The organism is Haloferax sp. DFSO60, from assembly GCF_046557615.1.
In the GTDB taxonomy this organism is placed as follows: Archaea; Halobacteriota; Halobacteria; order Halobacteriales; family Haloferacaceae; genus Haloferax.
On record NZ_JBKIII010000003.1, the window covers coordinates 206388 to 227841 of the forward strand.

Consider the following 21454-nt stretch of genomic DNA (forward strand, 5'->3'; position numbering starts at 1 on the left):
CCGTCTCGCCGACTGGTTCACCGGTCACATCCTCATGCCGTCTCAAATCAACGGGAAATCGGCGGCAACGTCGTCAGTCTCTTCGCCGGTAGCGGTCAATCTCTGCACCTTTTACACCCCTCTCTGCTACTTCGGCACCCACTAGATTTGAAAATCCTGCGCTTCAACATCTCTCCCTGCTGAAATTTTACTGGCATCACAGACGAGAACACACTGCAAAGATTTTTAACGGAGTGAATAATTGTGAACGTCATGGTTAAGCGAAAACTGATGCACAGACGAAACTTTGTGAAGCTAAGTGGTGTCGCGGGCGCTGGACTCCTCGCCGGATGTACTGGTGGCAGTTCCGATGGTGACTCTGGAGGCTCGGACGGCGGCAACGACGACACGACAGCAGACGGTGGCTCTGGTGGAGGTTCGAGCGACCCAATCGTTATCGGCTCCCTGCAACCTCTCTCGGGTCCATTCACGCCCTGGGGGAACGCTCACAAGGCAGGATTAGCGTTCGCAATCGAGGAAATCAACAGTGACGGCGGTGTCCTCGACCGACAACTCGAAATCGTCGAGGCAGACACGAAGAGTGACGCCGCAGCGGCAGACTCGACCTTCCGTCGCTTCGTCGAACAGGAGAACGCGGTGGCGACGGTCGGCCCCGTCTCTTCTGACGTCGGTATTCGAACTGCACGAACCGCACAGGAACTCGAAGTTCCGATGCTCCTGCACATGTCGGGGACGAATCAAGCGATTACCCCCGAGACGACGTACACGTTCCGCGTTGGACTGCTCCCTGCGGCGACGTCGATGCAGGCACAGGCGAGTCTCGTCGAAGACGCAGGTTACTCGAAAGTCGGCGCAATCATCGGCGACTACGCCTGGGGACGCTCCGTCGAAGAAGGGATTGAGGAATACTTCGGCACGGATGTCACCATCGAGGCTGCACCGGTCGGTGCAAGTGACTTCAAATCGTTCATTCGGAAGTTCCCAGACGACCTCGAGATGATGGTCGCAACGGGTCACCCACCGGGGTCACTCACCATCGCTAACCAGATGAACGAACTCGGGTACGCACCAGAGGTTCTCACCGGACCTGGCTTCCCGCCGGGCGTCATCGCGGGGGCACTCGGCGACCTCGCGTTCGACGGTGGATTCACTCACGTCCACAACACGGACGTGTACAGCGACGAGTTCGCAGAAGTCGCACAGCGATTCGGCGAAGCAACGGGAAGTCAGTTCGACACGCACACCGCCTACGGGTACGTCTCGGGCAAAATGCTGGCCCAGGCGATCGAGAACGCTGGCTCGGCGGACCCGGTGGCAATCGGCGACGCAATCCGGAACATCAAGTTCGACACGCTGTTCGCAAACCCAATCGAGTACACAGAGAACGGCGAGCTGAAGAACCAGGTCCAGATTTACAGTCAACTGACGTCGGAAGCACCTTCGTACTTCCCGGATGGCGATTTCGGCTTCGAAGAGCAGTTCCGAACCGAACCGCTGCCCGCACTCCCAGCAGACCAATGATGAGACCATCTGCTCGGTGCAGTACTGTCGCGCCGTCCACCCGTTCGAGTGGGGGTGCTGAACGGTTGGTGATGTCGGAGTCATAAATGGTAGCGACTAGTACACTACTTGGCATCGCGGTCGATGGACTCGCCTTTGGCGTGTTCCTCGCCTTGCTGGGCGTCGGCATCACGCTCGTCTTTGGCCTCGGTGAGGTCCTCAACCTCGCTATCGGTACGTTCGCCGTACTGGCGGTACTCGTGGCGACGTTCGCGGTCAACAGCGGCATGGGTCTCGTCGTCGGTGGCGTCGTCGCGCTCGTTGCAGTTGCAGCATTCGGCTTGCTCGTAGACCGGACGATGCTCTCGCTCGTCTATCGTTCTGAGGGAGAGGAACGTATCCTCCTCGGTATCTTCACGACACTCGGGTTGACAGTGTTCCTCGACGGTGTCCTCATCAATTACTTCCCGTCGCGGTACACGCTTCCGTTAGACATTGGGACCGTCTCTGTCGCGGGTGCGTCACTCACCGGGAGTTCGCTCGTCATCATCGCAATCGGGGCTGTCGTCCTCGCCACCTTGTTCGGGTTCTTACGGGGCACGTTCCTCGGGAAAGCGACCCGCACGGTGTTCCAAGACGAGCGTGGCGCACGCCTCGTTGGTGTCAACCCGCGGCGTATCCGGACGCTCATCTTCGTTCTCTCTGCCGCTGTGGCAGGTCTCGGTGGGTTAGTCTTCGCCGCTGGTTCGGCAGTTGCGGTGTCGAACGGGTTCCAATTCACGACGTTTGCACTCATTATCTCCATCGTCGGCGGTGTCCGGAGTTTGGTGGGTGCGATTACCGCAGGCGTCCTCCTCGGACTCGTCAACCAGTTCGCTAACTTCTTCGTCGGGTCGTACATCGCGACGATAATCCTGTTTGCGACTGCGATTGTCGTTCTTCTCGTCCGACCGGAGGCGATATCATGAGTTCCAGACCAGCACTTCGAACCGAAGTTCGCAACGTCGCTATCGTTGCGGCGCTGTTCGCACTCGCACCGCTCGTGGTCCTCGGCAGTAGTTACTACGAGAGTGTACTCACACACTTGCTGCTCATCGCGCTGTTCGCCGTCGCGCTCAACATCGTGTTCGGGCACACGGACCAACTGTTCCTCTTCGTTGGGGGATTAGCTGGCTTCGGAGCCTACACGACGGCACTGTTAGCCGATGCGCTGGGTATCTCCGCGTGGATTACGTTAGCTGTTGCAGCACTGGCGTGTGGCCTTATCGGCCTGCTCGTCAGTTACGTCTCCGCTAAGCGGAACTTCACGGTCGTCCTCATCTCGATTCTCACGCTGAACCTGCAACTCGTGTTCAGCGAGATATTCGTGGGTGCCCGTGACATCACCGGCGGTTCGACTGGCTTCCCGTACGAGTACTTTGGGCTCGATGTCGTCGCTGAGGCGATCGGTATCGAGACGAAACTCGTCCTCTACTACGTCGTATTGCTCTTGCTCGTGGTGACGCTCGGATTCTACCTCCGTCTCGTCCACTCGAAGTACGGTATCGCATTCGACGCCATCCGAGAGGACGAGGTTGCCGCTGAGTCTATCGGCATCGACGTGGTTCGCTACAAGACCATCGCTGGATTCGTTGCCGCGTTCCTCATCGGTGTGATTGGTGCATTCTTAGCCCGTGAGTCTGGGTACATCCTCCCGGGTAGCTTCACCTTCCTCGCCGTGGACGTCATCGTCCTCATCGTCCTCGTCGTCGGTGGCTTGCGAACCACGCTGGGGCCAATCGTCGGCGCCGTCATCATCGTCGGCGTCGAGGAGTTCCTGAGTTCAGCTCAGAGCCTCCAGTCTTGGCAGTCAGCCATCTTTGGCGCACTCCTCATCGTGCTGTTCCTCTACTTCCGTCAGGGCGTCGTCCGGTCGGTACAAGACGTACTCGCGGACGTTGGACTCAATAATCGAGAAGGGGGTGGAACAGACGTCGAGAGCGGGCGATAACACCACAAGCAGGCATTCTTTTTTCGCACTACCGTCGTTCTGTAGACTGTCGAGAAGACAGCGAATAGAGAACGTAAAAAAGTAGCGTCAGCGTCAGCGTCGGCGTTACAGGTACGCTTCTTTGATGTGGTCGGATTCTAAGAGCCCAGGTCCCGTGTCCTCTATGATTATCTCACCGTTCTCCAGAAGGTATGCTCGGTCGGCCAGCCCCAACGCTTTGTGGACGTGTTGTTCGATGAGGAGGATGGTCACGTCCTCACTGATCTCGTCGATCTTCTCGAATACGCGGTTCGTAATCTTCGGTGCCAGTCCTTCAGATGGTTCGTCGAGCGCCAAAATCTTCGGCTTCGCCATCAACCCGCGACCGATAGCGAGCATCTGCTGTTGTCCACCACTCATAGACGCAGCCCGCTGATTTTGTCGCTCTTCCAGAATCGGAAAGAGGTCGAATACCTCTTGCATCGTCTCTTCGAGATGCTTCCGCTGTGTGTACGCCCCCATCTCCAGGTTCTCGCGGACCGTCATATCACCGAACAGGTTTCGCTCCTCGGAGACGTGGACGAATCCGTGTTCGACGACTTCGGAGGGGTCCATCTTCGAGACGTCGTCTCCCCACGCGGTCACGGTGCCGTCATCGACAGGGTGGAGTCCCGACATCACACTGAGGAGCGTTGATTTGCCTGCGCCGTTCGGGCCGACGATGGAGACGACACGGTCCTCCTCGGAGATTTCGAACGACAGGTCCCATATCACCTGAATGTTGCCGTAGGACACGTCTATCTCGTCTACTTCGATCATGCCTCGTCACCCAGGTAGGCCTCGACGACTTCCTGATTATCTCGAATCTCGTCGGGAGTTCCCTCCGCGAGTTTCTTCCCGCTGTTCAGGACGATAATTCGGTCGGCAACGCCCATGATTGCGTCCATGATGTGCTCGATCCAGAAGACCGAGATGCCGCGTTCGTCACGGAGTCGGCGAATCGTATCGGTGAGTTCGGCGATTTCACCGGGAGTGAGTCCGCTCGCAATCTCGTCGAGGAGGAGCAGACGTGGTCGTGAGGCGAGTGCCCGTGCCAGTTCGAGTTGCTTCTTCTGTGCGATAGGAAGGTTGCCCGTCGTCATCTCTGCCTTGTCTGCGAGTCCGATGAACTCTAAGGCATCTCGGGAACGCTCTTCGGCTTCTGCTTCGGAGACGGACTCTTCGTTTCCGAAGAGCGCACCTGTCATCACGTTCTCGAAGACAGTCATCTCGTCGAACACGCGCACAATCTGGAACGTCCGAACCAGTCCCCTTCGGGCAATCGCGTGTGTCTCTAGGGTGACGATGTTCGTGCCGTCGAACTCGACGCGCGTTCCGTCTTCCGGTTGAAGGACGCCGGTGATACTGTTGAACAGCGTCGTTTTTCCGGCTCCGTTCGGGCCGATAAGCCCAACGATCTCTTCATCACCAATTTCGAAGGTGACATCGTCAACTGCCACTAGTCCGCCGAACTCCTTCCGGAGGTCGGTTACTGCTAACATGATACAGTGACGTCTGCCCATCGTTATAATGTTTACTCGAACGGTCGGCAGCAGCGGGCGTTTTCTGCACTTCTGGGTTCAATAAATCGTCATTTCCGCCCTGAAATCTTCGAATTATACTTGTGACAGTTGAAAGAACGACGCGCTGAGGTTTGACGTCACACCACTGAGCAGTGAACGGACGCACAGTCAGAAGCGACTCATTTGTCTTGTCCCCCACACGCAGTCACTGTTCGAATTTCGCCGCTCGGACACACAGGAACGTCGGGTATTTCAGTCGCTTTTCGTAGGATTCGGGCTTCTTCTCCTTGAACGCCTCTGTCGGTTTCGGCTCGACTAGTTCGTCCAGTTTGAACCCAGTTTCGATGAGTGGATTGATGACCTCGGAGAATGGTCGGCGATAGAATGGGACATCAACCTCCTCACCGGAGGCCAACCACGTCATCACTTCCTGTTCGATTTCGAAGTAGTTCTCGGCGTCGAACGCGATGTACTCATCGACTGGATGTTGCGCCGAGAACACGAGAAAACCACCTGGTCGGAGGACGCGAGCGAACTCTGTGAAGGCCTCCCGCCAGTCTTCGATGTAGTGGAGCGCAAGGCCGCAAACGACTCCGTCGAAGTCACTTCCGTCGGCGAATTCGAGAGGCTGTGTGATATCACCGCGGTGAATCTCTGCTCGGTCACCGATACGTCGTCTCGCTTGTTCGAGCATCTTGGCGTTCTGGTCAACAGCGACGACGTCCGCTCCCTGTTCGACTAACCACTCCGCGTACCGACCGTGTCCACAACCCGCATCAAGGATTCGTTTGCCCGCTATGTCCGGAATGAGTTCCGTCATCGCAGGAAACTCAAGGTCCGTGCAGTACGGGTCGTCTTCTTGTGCCTCGTACGTCTGCGCCAATTTGTCGTATGCGCCCTCTACGGTCGGACTCTCGTCAGGTGGCATGAACACGATTGTGTCTCCCACTTTAGATTAACCGTTGTGATTATGATTTTGAGTTATCACTTGTGGTCGTCAACATTAGAAGCTGCTCTGTTAAGCCAGACGGCTGAAAACGACTGCCTTTGTATCGTAGTCACGGGAGTGGAGTAGGCCGGTCCTGATACCGTGAACGACTCAGGTTGTGATGCATTTTCATCGGGAGAAATATTGCAAAAACTCGCAATATTGATGTTTGGAATTAGAATTGGGTATTAGCCTATTAGGGGCATCTGAATGGAATCTTTGGGTGTGTTGGTGTAGTAAAATGCGGTTCTTAATATCCATACAAGAATTCTAAAAAATGAATCTCTAGCTTGCCGAAAATTGCTTATATATGGGTTATGAACCATATTTCATACCACAATTCGATTCAAAGTTCTACAAATTTATATTGCATATTTCAAACAATACTATTGGCGAATTACTCCTTCAGAAACATTGTTTTTTACGACCACGATACCTCCTTCGACCGCTCTCAAGAGATATCTGAATTACGCTCTCACCGCCTTTTCGGAGATGAGCGTCGCAATGTGTTCACCGAACGGAAGTGAGGACGTAAGACCAGGAGAGACGGCGTTGAGGACGTGAACAGCGTCGTCTGTCTCGATTGTGAGTGGGTCTTTCACGAGTTTCCCGTCGTCGGTCACGAGTTGCGCGCGAATACCTGCGTAACTCTTCTGTAAGTCGTCTTCTCTGATGCTCGGCACGAGGCGCTGGGCGGCCTCGGTAAACTTCTGTTTCCGATAGGATTTGTTGAGTTCCGACCACGCGACAGAAAGCATCGTTTTGGACGCGAGCAGGCGTCTGAAGCCACCGTAGCTCAGTGTCTCGCCAAGCTCTCGAAGGTCTACGTCGGTATTGTGGTAGGCTTCACGGCCAAACGCGAGTACTGCGTTGGGGCCGACGATAACTTTCCCGTCTGTTCGACGTGTGTAGTGAACCCCAAGGAATGGGAGTTCGGGGTCAGGTGTCGGATAAATCATCGTGCGGCACACCTCTGTCCGTTCGGGGGCGACCTCGTAGTACTCGCCGCGGAAGGGGACGACCTGATAGCCGTCGCCGACACCGACTTGTTGTGCCAGCGTATCAGCGTGGAGTCCGGCGGCGTTGACCAGCAGTGACGTTTCAATCGTGCTGTTGCTCGTCGTGAGTAGATAGCCCGCTGACAACGATTCAATGGCTTCGACCTCGTGGCCGGTGTAGAGCGAAACGCCCGCGCTCTGCACCTCTCTTGCGAGCGCGTAGACGTACTGTTGGGAATCGACCGATGCCGCTTGTGGTGCGTAGAACGCGGCTTGGCCGACCGCATGTGGCTCGTGCGCCTGAATTGCTTTCTGGGAGTTCAGTAGTTCGTACTCGACGCCATTCGCGTCTGCCTGTGATGCGAGTGTTTGGAGATGAGACTCTTCTCGGTCATTTTTCGCAACGACGAGAACACCCAGTTCGTCGCATGGGATGTCGTGGGTACCGCAATACTCTTTCATCCGCTTTGTCCCATCAGTTGCGAATCGGGCTTTGTCCGACCCGGGTGGGTAGTTGAACCCTGGGTGGAGTACGCCCGAGTTGCGACCGCTCTGGTGGGCGGCTAAGTGGTGTTCTTTCTCCAGGATGGCGATATCGAGGTCGGTTTGCTCTGAGAGATGTTTCGCTGTAGAGAGTCCGACACACCCACCACCAACAATAGTCACGTCGTGCTGAATCATTGCTCGGTAGGCTCAGCAATGCGAACCTGTGCATTAGTCATGTCGCTCCAAGTAGTTCTCTGTCTCTCGATTATCCGAACGTACCCGATTGTTGGATGTGCGATAACTCGTGCATGCGTGTACATCCTGCATTCGAGCCTCCTGGCCCAGAAAGAGTACACTGAGAGAGTGTTTATTCCCACTCGACACGTTATCTTCGGTATGGGCCTTGATGTGCCAACACCCAACCCACCGTCAAGTTATCGAGAGGCCCGCGACGACGAGTACGTCTCGGATGGTACTCGTCGGGCCGAAATACGCGCATACCTCACAGGGACAGAGAACGCCTGGGGTGAAGGATTCACCGAGTGGACGATCGACACGTCACTCACCGAGACAGAGTACGACGTCGTCGTTGAGTTAGGGTTACTCGCGGAGTTCGATTTCTACTGGGACGACGAACGACAGCGCATCGAATACACTGCGCCGAAAATCCCCGACGACTGGGAAACCTCGGAGACGTTCGACTCATTCGACTCGTGGGAGACCGTTTCAGCGATTAACGGCGAACTCGACAACCTTGGTGAGACGGTTGCTGGCGTACTCACCAACTACTACGTCTCGTGGGACTCAGAAGACGGCGTCGTCGATATGTTTGGCTCCCAGTTCAACGCCCGCGACGACGTCCTCACCGACGTACAAGATGCCAAAGAAGAGGAGTAGCTAGGTGTAGATGTGGTATCAAGTATGTCTGAAAATCGGTGAAGTTCTTTAAGTATCAGTATATAAAATAACTGTATGATGTCTCACGAAGCCCGCCTCGACTCCCTCGAAATTCAAAACGTCGTCGCATCCACGGCGGTCGGCTTAGAGTTGGACTTAGAGTCACTCTCATTGGACCTTACTGGGTCTGACTACGACCCCGAGAACTTCCCTGGTCTCGTCTACCGGACGCAGGACCCACGCGCTGCGAATCTCATCTTCCGCTCCGGTAAGATCGTCTGTACAGGAGCGAGCAGTGTGGCCGACGTCGACAAAGCACTCGAAACCGTCTTCGGTGAGTTGAGCGACCTCGGTATTCCGACCGACAATCGAGAGGAGGTAACGATTCAGAACATCGTTTCGAGTGCCGACCTCGGAACGACTCTCAACTTGAACGCACTCGCCATCGGACTGGGTCTCGAAAACGTCGAATACGAGCCCGAGCAGTTCCCCGGTCTCGTCTACCGTATCGATGAACCGAAGGTGGTCGTGTTGCTGTTCGGTTCGGGAAAGATTGTCATCACCGGCGCAAAGCAAGTCGAACACGCGCGCGAAGCCATCGATGTCGTCAGCGACAAAATTGAATCGCTCGGATTGCTCGGCTAACCGGCGATTCAGCTCGGTTTAGACACGACCATTCAACAAAACGACCTCTCTTGTCGGTTCTCAGTGTGGGGCCCCCGAGTAACAGAAAATAAGAAACAATATTGTGTTTATCGTCTATCGTAATAATATTGTGAAAACGCTGGCTACCTCTCTCTACACATTCGAAATTTCAATGCTAAAAAACCGCAAGAATCTACTGCGGGTATAAATAATAAATAAATAAGAATTAGTTTGATTATTTCCAGCGTAGATGTTGCGGTCGTGGACCGAACCAATTTCAGCCACACATTACATGCCTATCTCTGTAATTTAAATCACCCCGTCACCAATTTCACTAGTTCCAGTCCACTCGATAGACCCACTCCCGTTTGCTTCCCAGAAAGCGGGAAATATTACTTTAGAGCATCTCCTAATCGACTGGGAAATCCGGCTATATGTCCACTAATTGGACCAAAACGGTACAATATTCCCGTTACGCGGGAACGGAAGGCTCACAGCAAAGAGTCACTGACACTCACTACTCGACTGTACGGTAAGGCTGCTCGGTGTCGTACCTTCGAGTTGAGGTACTTGGTGGTCACACGCAGAACACAGACGAGCATTTCTCGATTCCGAGTATGCGGGAATTATTTATTCCATGAGTGAGATGTACGGTCAAGATGGGAAAATCCAGCTCAAAGGTAAAGACGACCGAAACGTCCTTCGACATCATGGACGTCCTCTTCGAGCAAGGCGGACAGACAGTCGAAGAACTTGAGACGAAACTCGGACTGACCAACAGCACGGTCCATCGGCATCTGACGACGCTCCAAGGCCGAGGATACGTCGTTAAGGATGGAAGCTCCTACCGTCTCGGATTTAAACTCTTGACGATGGGTGGGCAACTCCGGCGCAACGTCACAGCGTATCCAATGATAAAAGCGAAGGTAGACAGTCTCGCCGCGAAGACGAACGAGCGAGTACAGTTCATCATCAAAGAGCAGGACGAGCGCGTCTACCTCTACACGCAGACGGGTGAAAGTGCGGTTCAAACCGGTGCATACACTGGTCGCCGTGGACCGATTCATTCGAGCGCCGCCGGAAAAGCAATCATAGCTAATCTGCCGAAGACAGAACGCGACCGCCTCATCGATTCACTCGACCTCTCCAAGACGGGACCGAATACAATTACTGACCGCGGCGAACTTCGGAACGCTCTCAGAGAGGTCCGCGAACGCGGGTACTCACTTAATCTCGAAGAATCGACTGCTGGTGTGCATGCGGTCGGAGCAGCCGTTCGTGGCAAGAACGGCGAGGTCGTCGGCGCGCTCAGTATCTCGGGACCTGCGACGAGGCTGAAAGGCGACCGGTTAGAACAGGAACTTCCCGATGCGGTACTCGGTGCGACGAACGAACTCGAACTCCACATCGAACACGCCTGATTCCCACATCTTCACCCGCCACATCAATTCCCGATTTGCGGGAATTTCGAAGTCTGTTTGTACGCAGATTTCGTCGGAGGTCTTCGCCAAACCCGGCAGTAGAAACTGTCTATCTGGATATTCCACCATACCAAAGATTTAATAGTGATAATAAAATCGTTTGCGGTATGGCACCAAACGCCAAGAGAACGAGTAGCTACCCGAGCCGTCGCCAACTACTGAAACACGTCGGAGTCGCCGGGACAGTCGGCCTCGCCGGGCTTGCTGGTTGTGCAGGACAGCAAGAATCAGGCGGAGGCGGGGGGAGTGGTGGAGGAAGTGGAGGTGGCCAAGAAGAGACTGGAACACAACAAGAGGAGACAACTTCGGAATCGGGCTCGAACGATTTGAAGGTTGGATTCGTCGTTCCACTTTCGGGGCCGCTATCGGCCCCCGGCGAGGCCGAACAACGAGGTGCACAACTCGCAGTCCAACACGTCAACGACGAGTTCGGCGGTATCAACGGACGCAACGTCGTTGGCGTGTTCGAAGATACCCAGACTGACCCTGCGGTGGGGCGAGAAAAAGCCAGAAAGCTCGTCGAGTCCGACGACGTCGACGTGCTGATGGGTGCTGTCTCCGGGGCGGTCAGCCTCTCGGTGGCTGATTACGCCTACAGTGCTGGCGTCCCATACTACACCTACGGGGGTTCGAACTCGATTACTGGTGCAGAGTGCAAACCGACGACGTTCCGATATCAGTTCTCTGCGGACCAAGACGCGCGTGCTGGCGCACCGTGGGCACTAGATAACCTCGGCCAAAACGTCTGGATTCACTACGCGGATTACAGCTTCGGACAGTCGATTCGTGATACGTGGCAATCGGTCATCGAGAACACCGAGGGGTCTAACATCGTCAACGTGACCAAAACTCCTCTCGGAACGTCGGACTATTCGTCGTACATCAGTCAGATGCAGTCCTCGAACGCCGATTGGGTGCTGACTGCGCTCAGTGGCTCCGACTCCATCAACTTCCTGAAGCAGGCCGACCAGTTCGGCCTCAAAAATCAGATGGACATCATGAGTCCGCTCAACTCCCAACAACCGTTGCGCCAAGGTGCCGGGATGGCCGCAGTCGATACCTACACTATCATCCGATATTCGTACAAATACGACACTCCAGCCAACGCAGAGCTAGTCGCCGCCTACAACGACGCGTACGACGCCCCACCGGACGACCCCGGAGCGGTGATGTGGAGTAGCCTTCGATTGTACGCACAAGCCGCCGAAAAGTCCGGTTCGACCGCAACTGCGGATATCGTCTCGGGGATGGCAGATCTCGAATCCGAAGAGGCGATGGGACCAGTCACGATGCGCGAGTGCGACCACCAAGCAGTTCGTGACTACCCCGTCGGTAAAATCGTCGCACCAGAGGAGTACGATTGGCCAGCACTCAGTGTGAGCGAGGTTCGACCCGCCGACGAAATCACCGAATCGTGCGCCAACGGTGGCTGTGAGATGCCGTCACTGTAAGGACCACAGCACATGAACATGGAGTTAACAACCATCTCACTCTTCGGTGCGAACACCCTCACTCCGTTGCAAGGTGGGTTCAGCATGGAACTCATCCTGTTACAACTCTTGAACGGGCTTGCACTGGGCGTGCTGTACGTACTGCTCGCATCTGGGATGTCCGTCATCTTCGGTATCACCGACATCCTCAACTTCGCCCACGGGGCGTTCTACATGGTTGGTGCGTACCTCGCGCTCGTCGTCATCGGAGCGACGGGGAGTTTCTTCGTTGCGCTGTTTCTCGCACCAATCGGTGTCGCGCTCATTGGTGCTGGATTAGAACGAGCGACACTCAATCGAATCTACGACCGCGGCCCACTGTACCACGTCCTGTTGACGTTCGGCCTCGTCCTCATCATCACGGACGCCGTCGAGTTCATCTGGGGTGGCGGTCAGCAACTCATCAACACGCCTGAAATCCTCAGCGGTGCGGTCCAACTCGGGCCGATTTTCTACCCGAAGTACCGTCTCTTCACCATCCTCGCGGGCGGCCTGCTGGCGATTGCGACGTGGCTGTTGTTCCGGTACACCAAGTTCGGACTCATCGTCCGTGCAGGTGCGCAGGACCAGCAGACTGTCCGCGTCATGGGTGTCGATATGGCGAAGTATTTCACCCTCGTCTTCGCACTCGGGTCGCTCCTCGCTGGCGCAGCAGGCGTCCTCGCCGCTCCCTTCCTCAACGTCAATCCCTCGATGGGGAACGAAATTCTGGTCATCGCGTTCATCGTCGTTGCCGTCGGTGGCCTCGGAAGCTACCTCGGCTCGGTCGTCGCAGCGCTCATCATCGGGATGTTACAGACCATCGGAAACGTCCTGGTCCCCGAACTGAGTGGCTTTCTCATCTATCTCATCATGTTCGGTATCCTCTTGTTCAGACCGCAGGGAATCCTCGGTTCGTACGAGATTCGGGACGAAGTTGCGAAACTCTCGTTCGACGAGACCATCAACCCGATTCCACTCACCGACCGTCGAGTACTCGCACTGCTTGGACTTCTCGTACTCGTTCCGTTGGGTGTCCACCGCGTGTTCTCGCCGTACGTCCTCGGACTCATCTCGCTGATGTTCATCTGGGGCCTGTTCGCGCTGAGTCTGGACATCGTCATGGGCTACATCGGACTGATATCGTTCGGTCACGCCGCCTTCTTCGGTGTCGGTGCCTATGCAGTCGGCCTGACGACGATTCACGTCACGAACTCGTTCGTTCTCGCACTCCTCGTCGCTGTACTGGTAACGACGGTACTCGCGTGGGTTATCGGCGCACTCTCGATACGATTGACTGGTGTGTACTTCGCGATGATTACGTTCGCGTCCGCACAGTTGCTCTACCAACTCTCGTTCACGATTCCCGAACTCACTGGAGGAAGCAACGGGTTGACTGGAATCCCCGATATTCGGCTCTTCCAAGTCATCGACCTCGCCAATCCAATCGCGTTCTACTACCTCGCGTTGGTCTGTCTCGCGGCGTGTTACTTCCTTGCCGTCCGCGTCATGGACTCGCCGTTTGGGCGCGTACTGACAGCAATCCGTGAGAGCGAGCGACGTGCATCGTTCCTCGGATACGACGCGAACAAGTACAAGCGCCGTGCCTTCGCATTCTCCGGTGCGGTCGGTGGTGTTGCGGGCGCACTGTTCGTCACCTATCAGACGTTCGTGAGTCCGAACACACTCTACTGGTTCGTCTCCGGTGATGCACTGTTCGCGATGGTACTCGGTGGGACCGGGACGCTCTACGGCCCGATTATCGGCGGGGCGGTCCTCGTCGGACTCGACCACGTACTCTCGACGTACACCGAGCAGTGGCGCTTCGTCCTCGGGTTGTTCCTCGTACTCACCGTGTTGTTCGCGCCGCGCGGACTGGTGAGCATCGGAATCTCGGTTCGAGAGCGAATCGACGCCCAACGAACGACGAGTACGCCAGCAACTGAGGAGACTGTCTCCGGTGAAAACCAATGAGCCTACTCTACACAGACGGACTGACGAAGCGATTCGGATTACTAACTGCGGTCAACGACGTTGACCTGCGCATCGAGCGCGACGAAATTCACTCGGTGATTGGGCCGAACGGTGCGGGGAAATCGACGCTCTTCAACCTCATCACCGGCTTGCTCGACCCGAGCGAAGGAACGGTCTACTTCAAAGACGAAGATATCACGGACCTTCCCCCGCGACAAATCGTTCGACGTGGAATCAGCCGGTCGTTCCAAATCGCCGACCTCTTCGAGGGGTTGACCGTCCGAGAGAACCTTCGTATCGCGGCACAGTCGCTCGATGACGACCACGATGCGTTTTGGAAACGCGCTGACTCCCTTTCGGGGCCCACAGCCGCCGCGGATGCCATCCTCGAAGATATCGGGTTGACCGACCTCGCGGATGCACGCGCCGACGAATTGAGTCACGGTGACCGCCGAAAGCTCGATATCGGTCTCGGTGTCGCAGTCGAACCAGAACTGTTCCTCCTCGACGAACCAACCGCAGGAATGGGCAAAGAAGAGTCGGTCGAAACCGTTCGCATGATTCAGCGTGTCTCTGCGGACCGAGGCATCACGCCTGTCCTCATCGAACACGACCTCGAAATCGTCATGGGAATCTCGGACCAGATAACGGTCCTCAGTGAGGGTGGCATCCTCGCAAACGGACCGCCCGAAGAGATACAGAACGACCCAGCCGTCCAGAAAGCCTACCTCGGCACCCGAGGTGAGTACGCATGACCGACGATGCACTGCTCACAGTCGAGCGCATCAACAGCGCCTACGGAAAGAGCCAGGTACTTCGTGACGTTTCGCTCGAAGTCGGCAACGGCGAGGTCGTCGCACTCCTCGGCCGCAACGGTGCCGGGAAGACGACGACGCTTCGGTCCATCTCCGGTGTCATCAAGCCTTTCGAGGGAACTATCGAATTCGACGGAACTGACATCACGTCACTTCCGGACCACGAGATTAGCAGGCTCGGCGTGAGCTACGTCGCCGAAGAACGAGCAATCTTCCCAGACCTCACCGTCGCAGAGAACCTCGAAATGGGACGAGTGAACCGAGACGACGGTGTGTTCTCCATCGAAGAGGTGTACGAGTTACTTCCACGCCTGGAAGAGCGGAGCGGACAGTTAGCGTCTCATCTGAGTGGGGGCGAACAACAGATGCTCGTCATCGCTCGCGCTGTCGTCGGACAAACCAAACTTCTGTTGCTCGACGAACCGACAGAGGGGCTCGCCCCCCAGATCGTCGAAGACGTTCTCGATATCATCGAACACGTTAGCGACCAGGGGATTCCAATCCTCCTCGTCGAGCAAAACCTCAACGCCGTACTCGAAGTCTCCGACCGGAACTACATCCTGAACAAAGGCGAAATCGTCTACGAAGGGACGACAACGGCGCTTCAAGCAGACGACGAAACACAGCAGCAGTACCTCGGTGTCGGTGCGTCGATTACAGACGACCTGTAAACGCCTGCTCGACGCCCTTCGAACACGGAGCGTGGTGGGTCAGGTGCCTCTGCTTCTCTACTGACTCCCGTACGACTGGTCTTCGTCGCCTCCGCTGTACTGCGATGTCCCTGATTTTTACCTGCCCCGACCACCTAGTTATTTAATACCATGTACCATGAGAGTCAATGTATGTCGTTGTTAATCGGCACAGATGACGGGCTGTACCGTGTGAGTGATATTCCGTTCGAACGAGACGAGGCCGAACGAGTTCTCGACTGTGGGATGGTCACCGGCGTCGAAACGTTCGACCACACAGACGATATCTTCGTCTCGTCGACGACGGGCGCGTTCCGTTCCTCGGACGGTGGGCACACGTGGGAGAATCTCGGTGTACCCCTCGGAAGCCGGTACTGGCACGCCGGAGAAAGCCAAGTGTGGTCCATTCTCTCCACACAAGATGCCTTGTACGCCGGGACGAACGACCCCTACGTCTATCGGTCTGTGGACGACGGTGAGACGTGGATGGAGATGAAGGGGTTCCGTGATTTACCGTCCCGAGGCCACTGGGAGTCGCCAATCGACCCGCACTATGCTCGGCTTCGGTGCTTGAAGTCTGTCCCCGGTCGCCCCGAGCAACTCATTGCTGGGGTCGAGGCTGGCGGTATCCACCTCAGCCGTGACGGCGGACAGACGTGGCTCGACCGACGTGACACCATCATCGACGACATCCACGAGATTATACCCATTACCGAGGACGTCTGGTTGGCGGCGACCGGCTATCTCGACCACACGATCGAGAAAATCGGACTCGGCCACGCTGTCGGGGTCGGTGGGTTGTATCGAACAGTGGACGGCGGCGACTCGTGGACACGTATCGACGTTGGAAACCCCTACTCGTACATCCGAAACGCGTTCGTTCACGATGGGACGCTCTTCTTCGGTGGGGGTGAAGAAGCACCACCCGAATGGGTCCACGACGACCACGGCGCTGCCCTCTTCGAATCGACGAACTTCGGGAGGACCTTAGACCGGGTCTCGTACCCCACAGAAGAGACACAAGTCATCGAAACGTGGGACGTCTACGAGGGAGATGTCATCTGTGGTTCCGGACTCTTCGACGTTCCTGACCAGCGCGACGACATCGAGGGCTGTATCATGCGCCGCGACGACGGGGGAACGTATCACGACGTGGGACGCGTTCCAGCGAACATCGGATTCATTGCGACGGTCTAACGCCACCTTCTGACACCTTTTCGACCAAGGTCCGAGACCGAGACTGGTCTCTATTCCGCCACCGGCGATACAAATATATGCTCTCGGACTGCTGTATTTGCTATACGATGACACCCGACAGTGAAGTGCTTCGAACAGCTGTAACGACTGTACTGCGCGCAAACCAATGACCGACTCATCACCTTCGAATACCGCTCCGCCGCTGCTCGCCCGACTCCTCTACAGTGGCATACTCATCTACATGTCTGTGGATGGCTTCCGTCACAACGAGATACGAGTCGAAATCGCCCGAGAGAAGGGAGTCCCAATTCCGGAGTTTCTCGTCCCCTTTACGACGGGGATGCTCCTGGTTGCGAACGTGTTCCTACTCCTGTGGAGATTCCCCAAACTGGCCGCTGGTGCCGTTATCGTCTTCTTCGTCGGAACGACCCCTGCAATCCACAACTTCTGGGAACTGGAAGGCGAGGAACGCCACGGGAACAAGATAAATTTCTGTAAGAACGTCGCTCTCATCGGTGGTGCAATCGCACTCCTCGACGAAGCAGCAAAAGACGACTGAGTCGTACGTATCTGGTTCTTTTCGGCACTGTGAACCGAGCGATGGCAGTCTAAATGAGTGCCAGTTCTGTGTGGATGTGTTCTATAATTTGGATACGGACCTTCGGCGAACCGCTCAGGTCAGCTCGATACCCATTATTTCTCGTGCTTGTGCCGGGGTCGCAACTTCGCGGCCAATCAGGTTACAGAAGTCCACAATCTTGTTCACGACCTCGATGTTCTCTTGGATGACGTCGTCTCTGTGCGGGTACATCCAGTAGTAGTCCTCGATGCCAACCCGGACGTAATCGACGCCGCGGAGAATCGCCTCAATCGTGATGGGAAGCCAGTTGCGACCACCCGAACAGACGCCGATGACGGTGTCGTCAGGGAAGCGCTGTTTCGTCTGTTCGAGGCTGGTAATCATCTCGATAGGCATCCACGGGTCTTGGTCGAGTGGCCATCCAAATGGGTGGCCCATGTCGTGAAATACACAGAGCGGGCCATCGTCGTCGTCGAGGAGGCCAGTGGCGTTCAGGTCGCGATAGAGTCGGCGGGTGTTGTACGAGCTTCGAACTTTGTGAATCGGCTTGATTCCGTGTTCGCGGTAGAACTCGACACCTTCCCGCATCCGTTCTGTGTACTTCTTCGGGTAGGAGTCGAACGGTGGCCAGAGCATCACGCTTCCTTGGATGTACTTGTTGCTCCCGCCAGCTGCGGCGAGTTTCTGTTCAGCCATGTCGATGTAGTCGATGCTGTTGTCGGGCGTGATTTTCCACGAGTGCTGCACGGAGACGACGTCGGTCTCTTCGAAGATGCGCCGATAGATGTCCGCGAGCATGTCCACGTCATCTGTCCCAAGACAGTCTTCCGGGTCGCGGGGGTGGATGTGTGCTGCTGCACAACCGGCCTCGGCGGCGGCGATGATTTCGTCAGCCTGGTCTTCGAGTGAACACGGGACGGCAGGGTATCGGGTGTCTCCCGGCTCTGTGTAATTTGGCGGCAATCCCTCGGGGTATGCATCTTCGGGTGGCCACTCGTCAGGTTGCCATCCCGGACTCGCACACTCGATGATGAGTGGTTTGGCGAGCGTATCGATTCGTTCTTCGAGTTCGATGGGATGACGTCGAGCGATAGTCGAGATAATCTGTTCTTTCGGTCGTGGGTCGTTTTCCGTCTTCAAAACGCCGTACTGCTCGTCTGTGACTGGGTTCTCCTCGGTTCCACTGCTGGCCTGTTGGCTGTGCTGATGGCTCTCACCACTGTGCGAACTCATACCACAATCAATACGGGCGGTTGATAAAACAGTTACCACGAGACACTCGTTTTCCCGATAGCTTTACCGTGTGGTACCCAATAGTACCGATACAGGATAGCACGTGTGTCAATAACAATCGCACGATTCCACTAGCGAGGCAATTATCATGTCACAATCTAGCACATCAGCGGAACAGAAAGAGAAGATTCTGGAGGGCATCACCGTCCTCGACCTCTCGACGTTCGTTACGGGCGGCTTTTGCTCTGCGATGTTGGCGAATCTCGGTGCAGAGGTCGTCAAGGTCGAACAACCGGGATACGGGGATGCGATTCGTCACTCTGGGCCGCCGTTCATCCAGGGTGAATCCCCGTACTACTGGACGGTCAACTACGGAAAGCGGAGTCTCGAACTCAATCTGAAGAACGACCGAGCGCGCGAGGCGCTGTACGAGTTGGCGGAACACGCGGACGTCTTCATTCAGAACTACCGACCCGGGACTGCCGAGCGACTTGGCGTCGATTACGAGACGATCAACGCCCACAACGAAGAGGTAATCTATCTCGCTATCTCCGCGTTCGGCCAGACTGGTCCGTGGGCAGAGCGGTCTGGGTACGACCTCCTCATTCAGGGGATGAGCGGCATCATGAGCGTGACTGGCGAAGAAGGGCGACAGCCAGTCAAGGTCGGCTTGCCGATAACTGACCTCATCACCGCGATGTGGGCGGCGTTCGGTGCGACCTCTGCGCTCTACCGACGTGAACAGACGGGGGAAGGGGAGTACATCGACCTCGGAATGCTCGAAGCGACGTTGCCGTGGCTCACCAAGCAGGCAGGACAGGTATTCGCGGACGAAACGCCGACTCGCATGGGAACGAAAGACCCGGTACTTGCTCCCTACCAGACGTTCGAGACAGCCGATGGCTATCTCAACGTCTGTATCCTAAACGAGAAGCTCTGGCACGAGCTGTGTGAAGTCATCGACCGCAACGACCTCCCCGTAGACGACCGCTTCGAGACGAACGCCGACCGTGTCGCACACCAAGACGAGTTAGAAACGGAAATCGAGGCCACGCTCGGTGAGAAGACGACAGACGAATGGATAGAAATTATCGCCGAAGAAGGTGGCGTACCTGCAGGTCCGGTGTACGAAGTCGAAGAAGCCCTCAACAACCCACAGGTGGATGCTCGCGGAGCAATCTCCGAAATCGAACATCCCGAACTCGGGACGATTCCGGTCATCGAGCATCCACTCAAATTCGCGAACAGTGACAGCGGATTCGACATGGCACCTCCACTTCTCGGAGAACACAACCGCGACGTGTTCCGTGACCTCGACTACTCGGAAGCCGAACTGGACGAGTTCGAGGCGATGGGAGTGTTCGGGAGTCAATCGACTGCCAACGACGAGAGCGAATGACTGGGGTGACGATACCGGGTGTCGGCATGACCAACTTTCGCAGTGAGTTACCGTACTCAATCGTCGAGATGGCGAGTCTCGCAGCGACACGGGCACTCGACGACGCGGGTTATCGCGCCTCTGAGGTGACGTCACTTCACGTCGGTACGGCACTCGCAGATTCGCTCGGGTTGCAAGCGGGACTCGGAAACGCACTCACGTCGTCGCTTGGCATCGAAGGCGTCGCTGCTGACCGAGTAGAGAACACGAGTGCGACGGGCGCGAGTGCACTTCACAGGGGGGTCGCGGCGATACAGAGCGGCCAATCCGACGTTGCGCTCGTCGTCGGTGCCGAGAAGATGTCTGTGGGTGAGACTGCAAACGTTACGGAAGCTATCAGCCGAGTCACCCACGAACGCGAGTATGCACAAGGACTCACTCTCCCATCGTTTGGGGGACTTGCTGCGGGTGTGTACCTCGACCGATACGACGTCCCACGAGAGACGCTCGCGACGGTCGCCGCGAAGAACCACGCTAACGCGGCCGACAACCCAGTGGCGCAGTTCCGGAAGACGATTAGCGTCGCAGACGCGCTCGAATCCCCCGTCATCGCCGACCCACTCCGTCTCTACGATTGTTGTCCAATGACCGATGGGGCTGCCGCTGTCCTCCTTACCCGAGAGACAATGAACGATGTGCAGATACTGAGTGTTGGCAGTGCGACCGGAACCCACGCTGTTGCGGAACGACCGGACCCGCTCGAAATCGAGAGCGTCCGGGAAGCGGGCGAACGAACGTTCGACGACGCAGGGATGACACCGGACGATATGGATGTCGTCTGTATTCACGACGCGTTCACCATCTTGGAACTCCTCGAACTCGAAGAACTGGGATTTTACCAACCTGGAACGGCGTGGCAAGCGGTTATGGAGGGCGAGACACGGCGAGATGGCCGTCTCCCGGTCAACCCCGGTGGTGGGTTGAAAGCGCGTGGGCATCCACTCGGTGCAACTGGCTTGTCTCAAATCATCGAACTCGTCTGGCAACTTCGCGGCGACCTTCCACCGAATCGGCAGGTGCCAAACGCCAGTACTGCCTTCGCAATCAACGTCGCGGGGTTCGGAAACAACAGCGTCTGTACGATATTAGAAGCATGAAGCGACACACAAGCGATTCAGGTCAACGACTGCGAGTCGATGAAGCCTTCCAGTGTTCGAGTTGCGACCAGCGGTGGTATTACACACGGAGTTGTTGCCCGAACTGTCGTGGTGAACACGTCGAAACCTACACACTCGGTGAGGGAACCGTGGTCGCAGCGACGACAGTCGAAGTGACACCACCAGACATTCGAAGCCCGAATTGGCTCGGTCTTACACGGTTCGAAGACGTACAGCTAATTGCGCAACTCACAGAGCGTGTGTCAGTCGGTGACCGAGTGGGGTTTGCAGGAGAGTATCGGTTACGGTCGGGTGACGAGCATTCCAATCCACGCCTGACTGCCGTGAGTGAATAAGCGTATCTCCCGACACGGCGACCAACGAACAAGGAGGTGGAGAGAAAGGAAGGCACGCCCAACCGATGAACAGCGTCGCA

General features: G+C 56.3%; 19 protein-coding genes. 14 read left to right on the top strand and 5 right to left on the bottom strand.

Annotated elements, in window-relative coordinates; genetic code table 11:
* Positions 1 to 252: 252 nt before the first annotated feature.
* The 3 genes from ACK509_RS15485 (at position 253) to ACK509_RS15495 (ending at position 3490) form a co-directional block, all read left to right on the top strand.
* Positions 253 to 1521: an ABC transporter substrate-binding protein gene (locus ACK509_RS15485; protein WP_410767458.1), complete on the top strand. Its 1269-nt coding sequence runs from the start codon at positions 253 to 255 to the stop codon at positions 1519 to 1521.
* 86 nt (positions 1522 to 1607) lie between these two features.
* The gene (locus tag ACK509_RS15490) at positions 1608 to 2468 is read left to right on the top strand and encodes a branched-chain amino acid ABC transporter permease (protein WP_410767459.1); all 861 of its coding nucleotides are present in this window, start codon (positions 1608 to 1610) and stop codon (positions 2466 to 2468) included.
* Positions 2465 to 3490, top strand: a complete 1026-nt coding sequence (locus ACK509_RS15495; protein ID WP_410767460.1) for a branched-chain amino acid ABC transporter permease — start codon at positions 2465 to 2467, stop codon at positions 3488 to 3490. Before ACK509_RS15490 ends, ACK509_RS15495 begins: the two co-directional genes overlap by 4 nt.
* A gap of 105 nt (positions 3491 to 3595) precedes the next feature.
* On the opposite strand, the gene ACK509_RS15500 is transcribed toward ACK509_RS15495, so the two are convergent.
* The 4 genes from ACK509_RS15500 to lhgO all read right to left on the bottom strand — a co-directional run bounded on the left by ACK509_RS15500 (position 3596) and on the right by lhgO (position 7698).
* Positions 3596 to 4288: an ABC transporter ATP-binding protein gene (locus tag ACK509_RS15500; RefSeq protein ID WP_410767461.1), complete on the bottom strand. Its 693-nt coding sequence runs from the start codon at positions 4286 to 4288 to the stop codon at positions 3596 to 3598.
* Positions 4285 to 5010 carry an ABC transporter ATP-binding protein gene (locus ACK509_RS15505; RefSeq protein WP_410767462.1) on the bottom strand — a complete coding sequence of 242 codons (726 nt, stop codon included), beginning with the start codon at positions 5008 to 5010 and terminating at the stop codon, positions 4285 to 4287. The genes ACK509_RS15500 and ACK509_RS15505 overlap by 4 nt, the downstream gene beginning before the upstream one ends.
* Positions 5011 to 5236: 226 nt before the next feature.
* Positions 5237 to 5959: a class I SAM-dependent methyltransferase gene (locus ACK509_RS15510; RefSeq protein WP_410767463.1), complete on the bottom strand. Its 723-nt coding sequence runs from the start codon at positions 5957 to 5959 to the stop codon at positions 5237 to 5239.
* Positions 5960 to 6486: 527 nt separating this feature from the next.
* The gene (lhgO, locus tag ACK509_RS15515; protein ID WP_410767464.1) at positions 6487 to 7698 is read right to left on the bottom strand and encodes an L-2-hydroxyglutarate oxidase; all 1212 of its coding nucleotides are present in this window, start codon (positions 7696 to 7698) and stop codon (positions 6487 to 6489) included.
* A gap of 201 nt (positions 7699 to 7899) precedes the next feature.
* Between lhgO and ACK509_RS15520 the strand changes: the two genes are divergently transcribed.
* From ACK509_RS15520 to ACK509_RS15560, 9 genes are all read left to right on the top strand, one after another.
* Positions 7900 to 8400 (top strand): hypothetical protein, encoded by a 501-nt coding sequence (locus tag ACK509_RS15520; protein WP_410767465.1) that lies wholly within the window; start codon positions 7900 to 7902, stop codon positions 8398 to 8400.
* A 78-nt stretch (positions 8401 to 8478) separates the two neighbouring features.
* Positions 8479 to 9045, top strand: a complete 567-nt coding sequence (locus ACK509_RS15525) for a TATA-box-binding protein (RefSeq protein ID WP_410767526.1) — start codon at positions 8479 to 8481, stop codon at positions 9043 to 9045.
* A gap of 659 nt (positions 9046 to 9704) precedes the next feature.
* A complete protein-coding gene (locus ACK509_RS15530) occupies positions 9705 to 10466 on the top strand; it encodes an IclR family transcriptional regulator (RefSeq protein WP_410767466.1) in 762 nt (253 codons plus the stop codon).
* 167 nt (positions 10467 to 10633) lie between these two features.
* The gene (locus tag ACK509_RS15535) at positions 10634 to 11977 is read left to right on the top strand and encodes an ABC transporter substrate-binding protein (protein ID WP_410767467.1); all 1344 of its coding nucleotides are present in this window, start codon (positions 10634 to 10636) and stop codon (positions 11975 to 11977) included.
* Between the two features lie 18 nt (positions 11978 to 11995).
* Positions 11996 to 13969, top strand: a complete 1974-nt coding sequence (locus ACK509_RS15540) for an ABC transporter permease (protein WP_410767468.1) — start codon at positions 11996 to 11998, stop codon at positions 13967 to 13969.
* Entirely contained in the window at positions 13966 to 14724 is a 759-nt protein-coding gene (locus ACK509_RS15545) for an ABC transporter ATP-binding protein (protein WP_410767469.1), read from the top strand. The genes ACK509_RS15540 and ACK509_RS15545 overlap by 4 nt, the downstream gene beginning before the upstream one ends.
* Positions 14721 to 15455: an ABC transporter ATP-binding protein gene (locus tag ACK509_RS15550; protein WP_410767470.1), complete on the top strand. Its 735-nt coding sequence runs from the start codon at positions 14721 to 14723 to the stop codon at positions 15453 to 15455. Before ACK509_RS15545 ends, ACK509_RS15550 begins: the two co-directional genes overlap by 4 nt.
* Positions 15456 to 15626: 171 nt before the next feature.
* A complete protein-coding gene (locus ACK509_RS15555) occupies positions 15627 to 16670 on the top strand; it encodes a WD40/YVTN/BNR-like repeat-containing protein (protein WP_410767471.1) in 1044 nt (347 codons plus the stop codon).
* Between the two features lie 166 nt (positions 16671 to 16836).
* Positions 16837 to 17229, top strand: a complete 393-nt coding sequence (locus ACK509_RS15560; RefSeq protein WP_410767472.1) for a DoxX family protein — start codon at positions 16837 to 16839, stop codon at positions 17227 to 17229.
* A 114-nt stretch (positions 17230 to 17343) separates the two neighbouring features.
* On the opposite strand, the gene ACK509_RS15565 is transcribed toward ACK509_RS15560, so the two are convergent.
* Positions 17344 to 18483 (bottom strand): 3-keto-5-aminohexanoate cleavage protein, encoded by a 1140-nt coding sequence (locus ACK509_RS15565; RefSeq protein WP_410767473.1) that lies wholly within the window; start codon positions 18481 to 18483, stop codon positions 17344 to 17346.
* Between the two features lie 148 nt (positions 18484 to 18631).
* On the opposite strand from ACK509_RS15565, the gene ACK509_RS15570 reads away from it, so the two are divergent.
* Positions 18632 to 19882 carry a CaiB/BaiF CoA transferase family protein gene (locus ACK509_RS15570; protein ID WP_410767474.1) on the top strand — a complete coding sequence of 417 codons (1251 nt, stop codon included), beginning with the start codon at positions 18632 to 18634 and terminating at the stop codon, positions 19880 to 19882.
* A complete protein-coding gene (locus ACK509_RS15575) occupies positions 19879 to 21018 on the top strand; it encodes a thiolase family protein (RefSeq protein ID WP_410767475.1) in 1140 nt (379 codons plus the stop codon). Before ACK509_RS15570 ends, ACK509_RS15575 begins: the two co-directional genes overlap by 4 nt.
* Positions 21019 to 21454 lie beyond the last annotated feature (436 nt).

Excerpts from the sequence above, each read along its gene's own strand:
- ACK509_RS15485 (WP_410767458.1), top strand. The coding sequence starts at position 253 with ATGGTTAAGCGAAAACTGATGCACAGACGAAACTTTGTGAAGCTAAGT.
- ACK509_RS15490 (WP_410767459.1), top strand. The coding sequence starts at position 1,608 with ATGGTAGCGACTAGTACACTACTTGGCATCGCGGTCGATGGACTCGCC.
- ACK509_RS15495 (WP_410767460.1), top strand. The coding sequence starts at position 2,465 with ATGAGTTCCAGACCAGCACTTCGAACCGAAGTTCGCAACGTCGCTATC.
- ACK509_RS15500 (WP_410767461.1), bottom strand. The coding sequence starts at position 4,288 with ATGATCGAAGTAGACGAGATAGACGTGTCCTACGGCAACATTCAGGTG.
- ACK509_RS15505 (WP_410767462.1), bottom strand. The coding sequence starts at position 5,010 with ATGTTAGCAGTAACCGACCTCCGGAAGGAGTTCGGCGGACTAGTGGCA.
- ACK509_RS15510 (WP_410767463.1), bottom strand. The coding sequence starts at position 5,959 with ATGCCACCTGACGAGAGTCCGACCGTAGAGGGCGCATACGACAAATTG.
- lhgO (WP_410767464.1), bottom strand. The coding sequence starts at position 7,698 with ATGATTCAGCACGACGTGACTATTGTTGGTGGTGGGTGTGTCGGACTC.
- ACK509_RS15520 (WP_410767465.1), top strand. The coding sequence starts at position 7,900 with ATGGGCCTTGATGTGCCAACACCCAACCCACCGTCAAGTTATCGAGAG.
- ACK509_RS15525 (WP_410767526.1), top strand. The coding sequence starts at position 8,479 with ATGTCTCACGAAGCCCGCCTCGACTCCCTCGAAATTCAAAACGTCGTC.
- ACK509_RS15530 (WP_410767466.1), top strand. The coding sequence starts at position 9,705 with ATGGGAAAATCCAGCTCAAAGGTAAAGACGACCGAAACGTCCTTCGAC.
- ACK509_RS15535 (WP_410767467.1), top strand. The coding sequence starts at position 10,634 with ATGGCACCAAACGCCAAGAGAACGAGTAGCTACCCGAGCCGTCGCCAA.
- ACK509_RS15540 (WP_410767468.1), top strand. The coding sequence starts at position 11,996 with ATGGAGTTAACAACCATCTCACTCTTCGGTGCGAACACCCTCACTCCG.
- ACK509_RS15545 (WP_410767469.1), top strand. The coding sequence starts at position 13,966 with ATGAGCCTACTCTACACAGACGGACTGACGAAGCGATTCGGATTACTA.
- ACK509_RS15550 (WP_410767470.1), top strand. The coding sequence starts at position 14,721 with ATGACCGACGATGCACTGCTCACAGTCGAGCGCATCAACAGCGCCTAC.
- ACK509_RS15555 (WP_410767471.1), top strand. The coding sequence starts at position 15,627 with ATGTCGTTGTTAATCGGCACAGATGACGGGCTGTACCGTGTGAGTGAT.
- ACK509_RS15560 (WP_410767472.1), top strand. The coding sequence starts at position 16,837 with ATGACCGACTCATCACCTTCGAATACCGCTCCGCCGCTGCTCGCCCGA.
- ACK509_RS15565 (WP_410767473.1), bottom strand. The coding sequence starts at position 18,483 with ATGAGTTCGCACAGTGGTGAGAGCCATCAGCACAGCCAACAGGCCAGC.
- ACK509_RS15570 (WP_410767474.1), top strand. The coding sequence starts at position 18,632 with ATGTCACAATCTAGCACATCAGCGGAACAGAAAGAGAAGATTCTGGAG.
- ACK509_RS15575 (WP_410767475.1), top strand. The coding sequence starts at position 19,879 with ATGACTGGGGTGACGATACCGGGTGTCGGCATGACCAACTTTCGCAGT.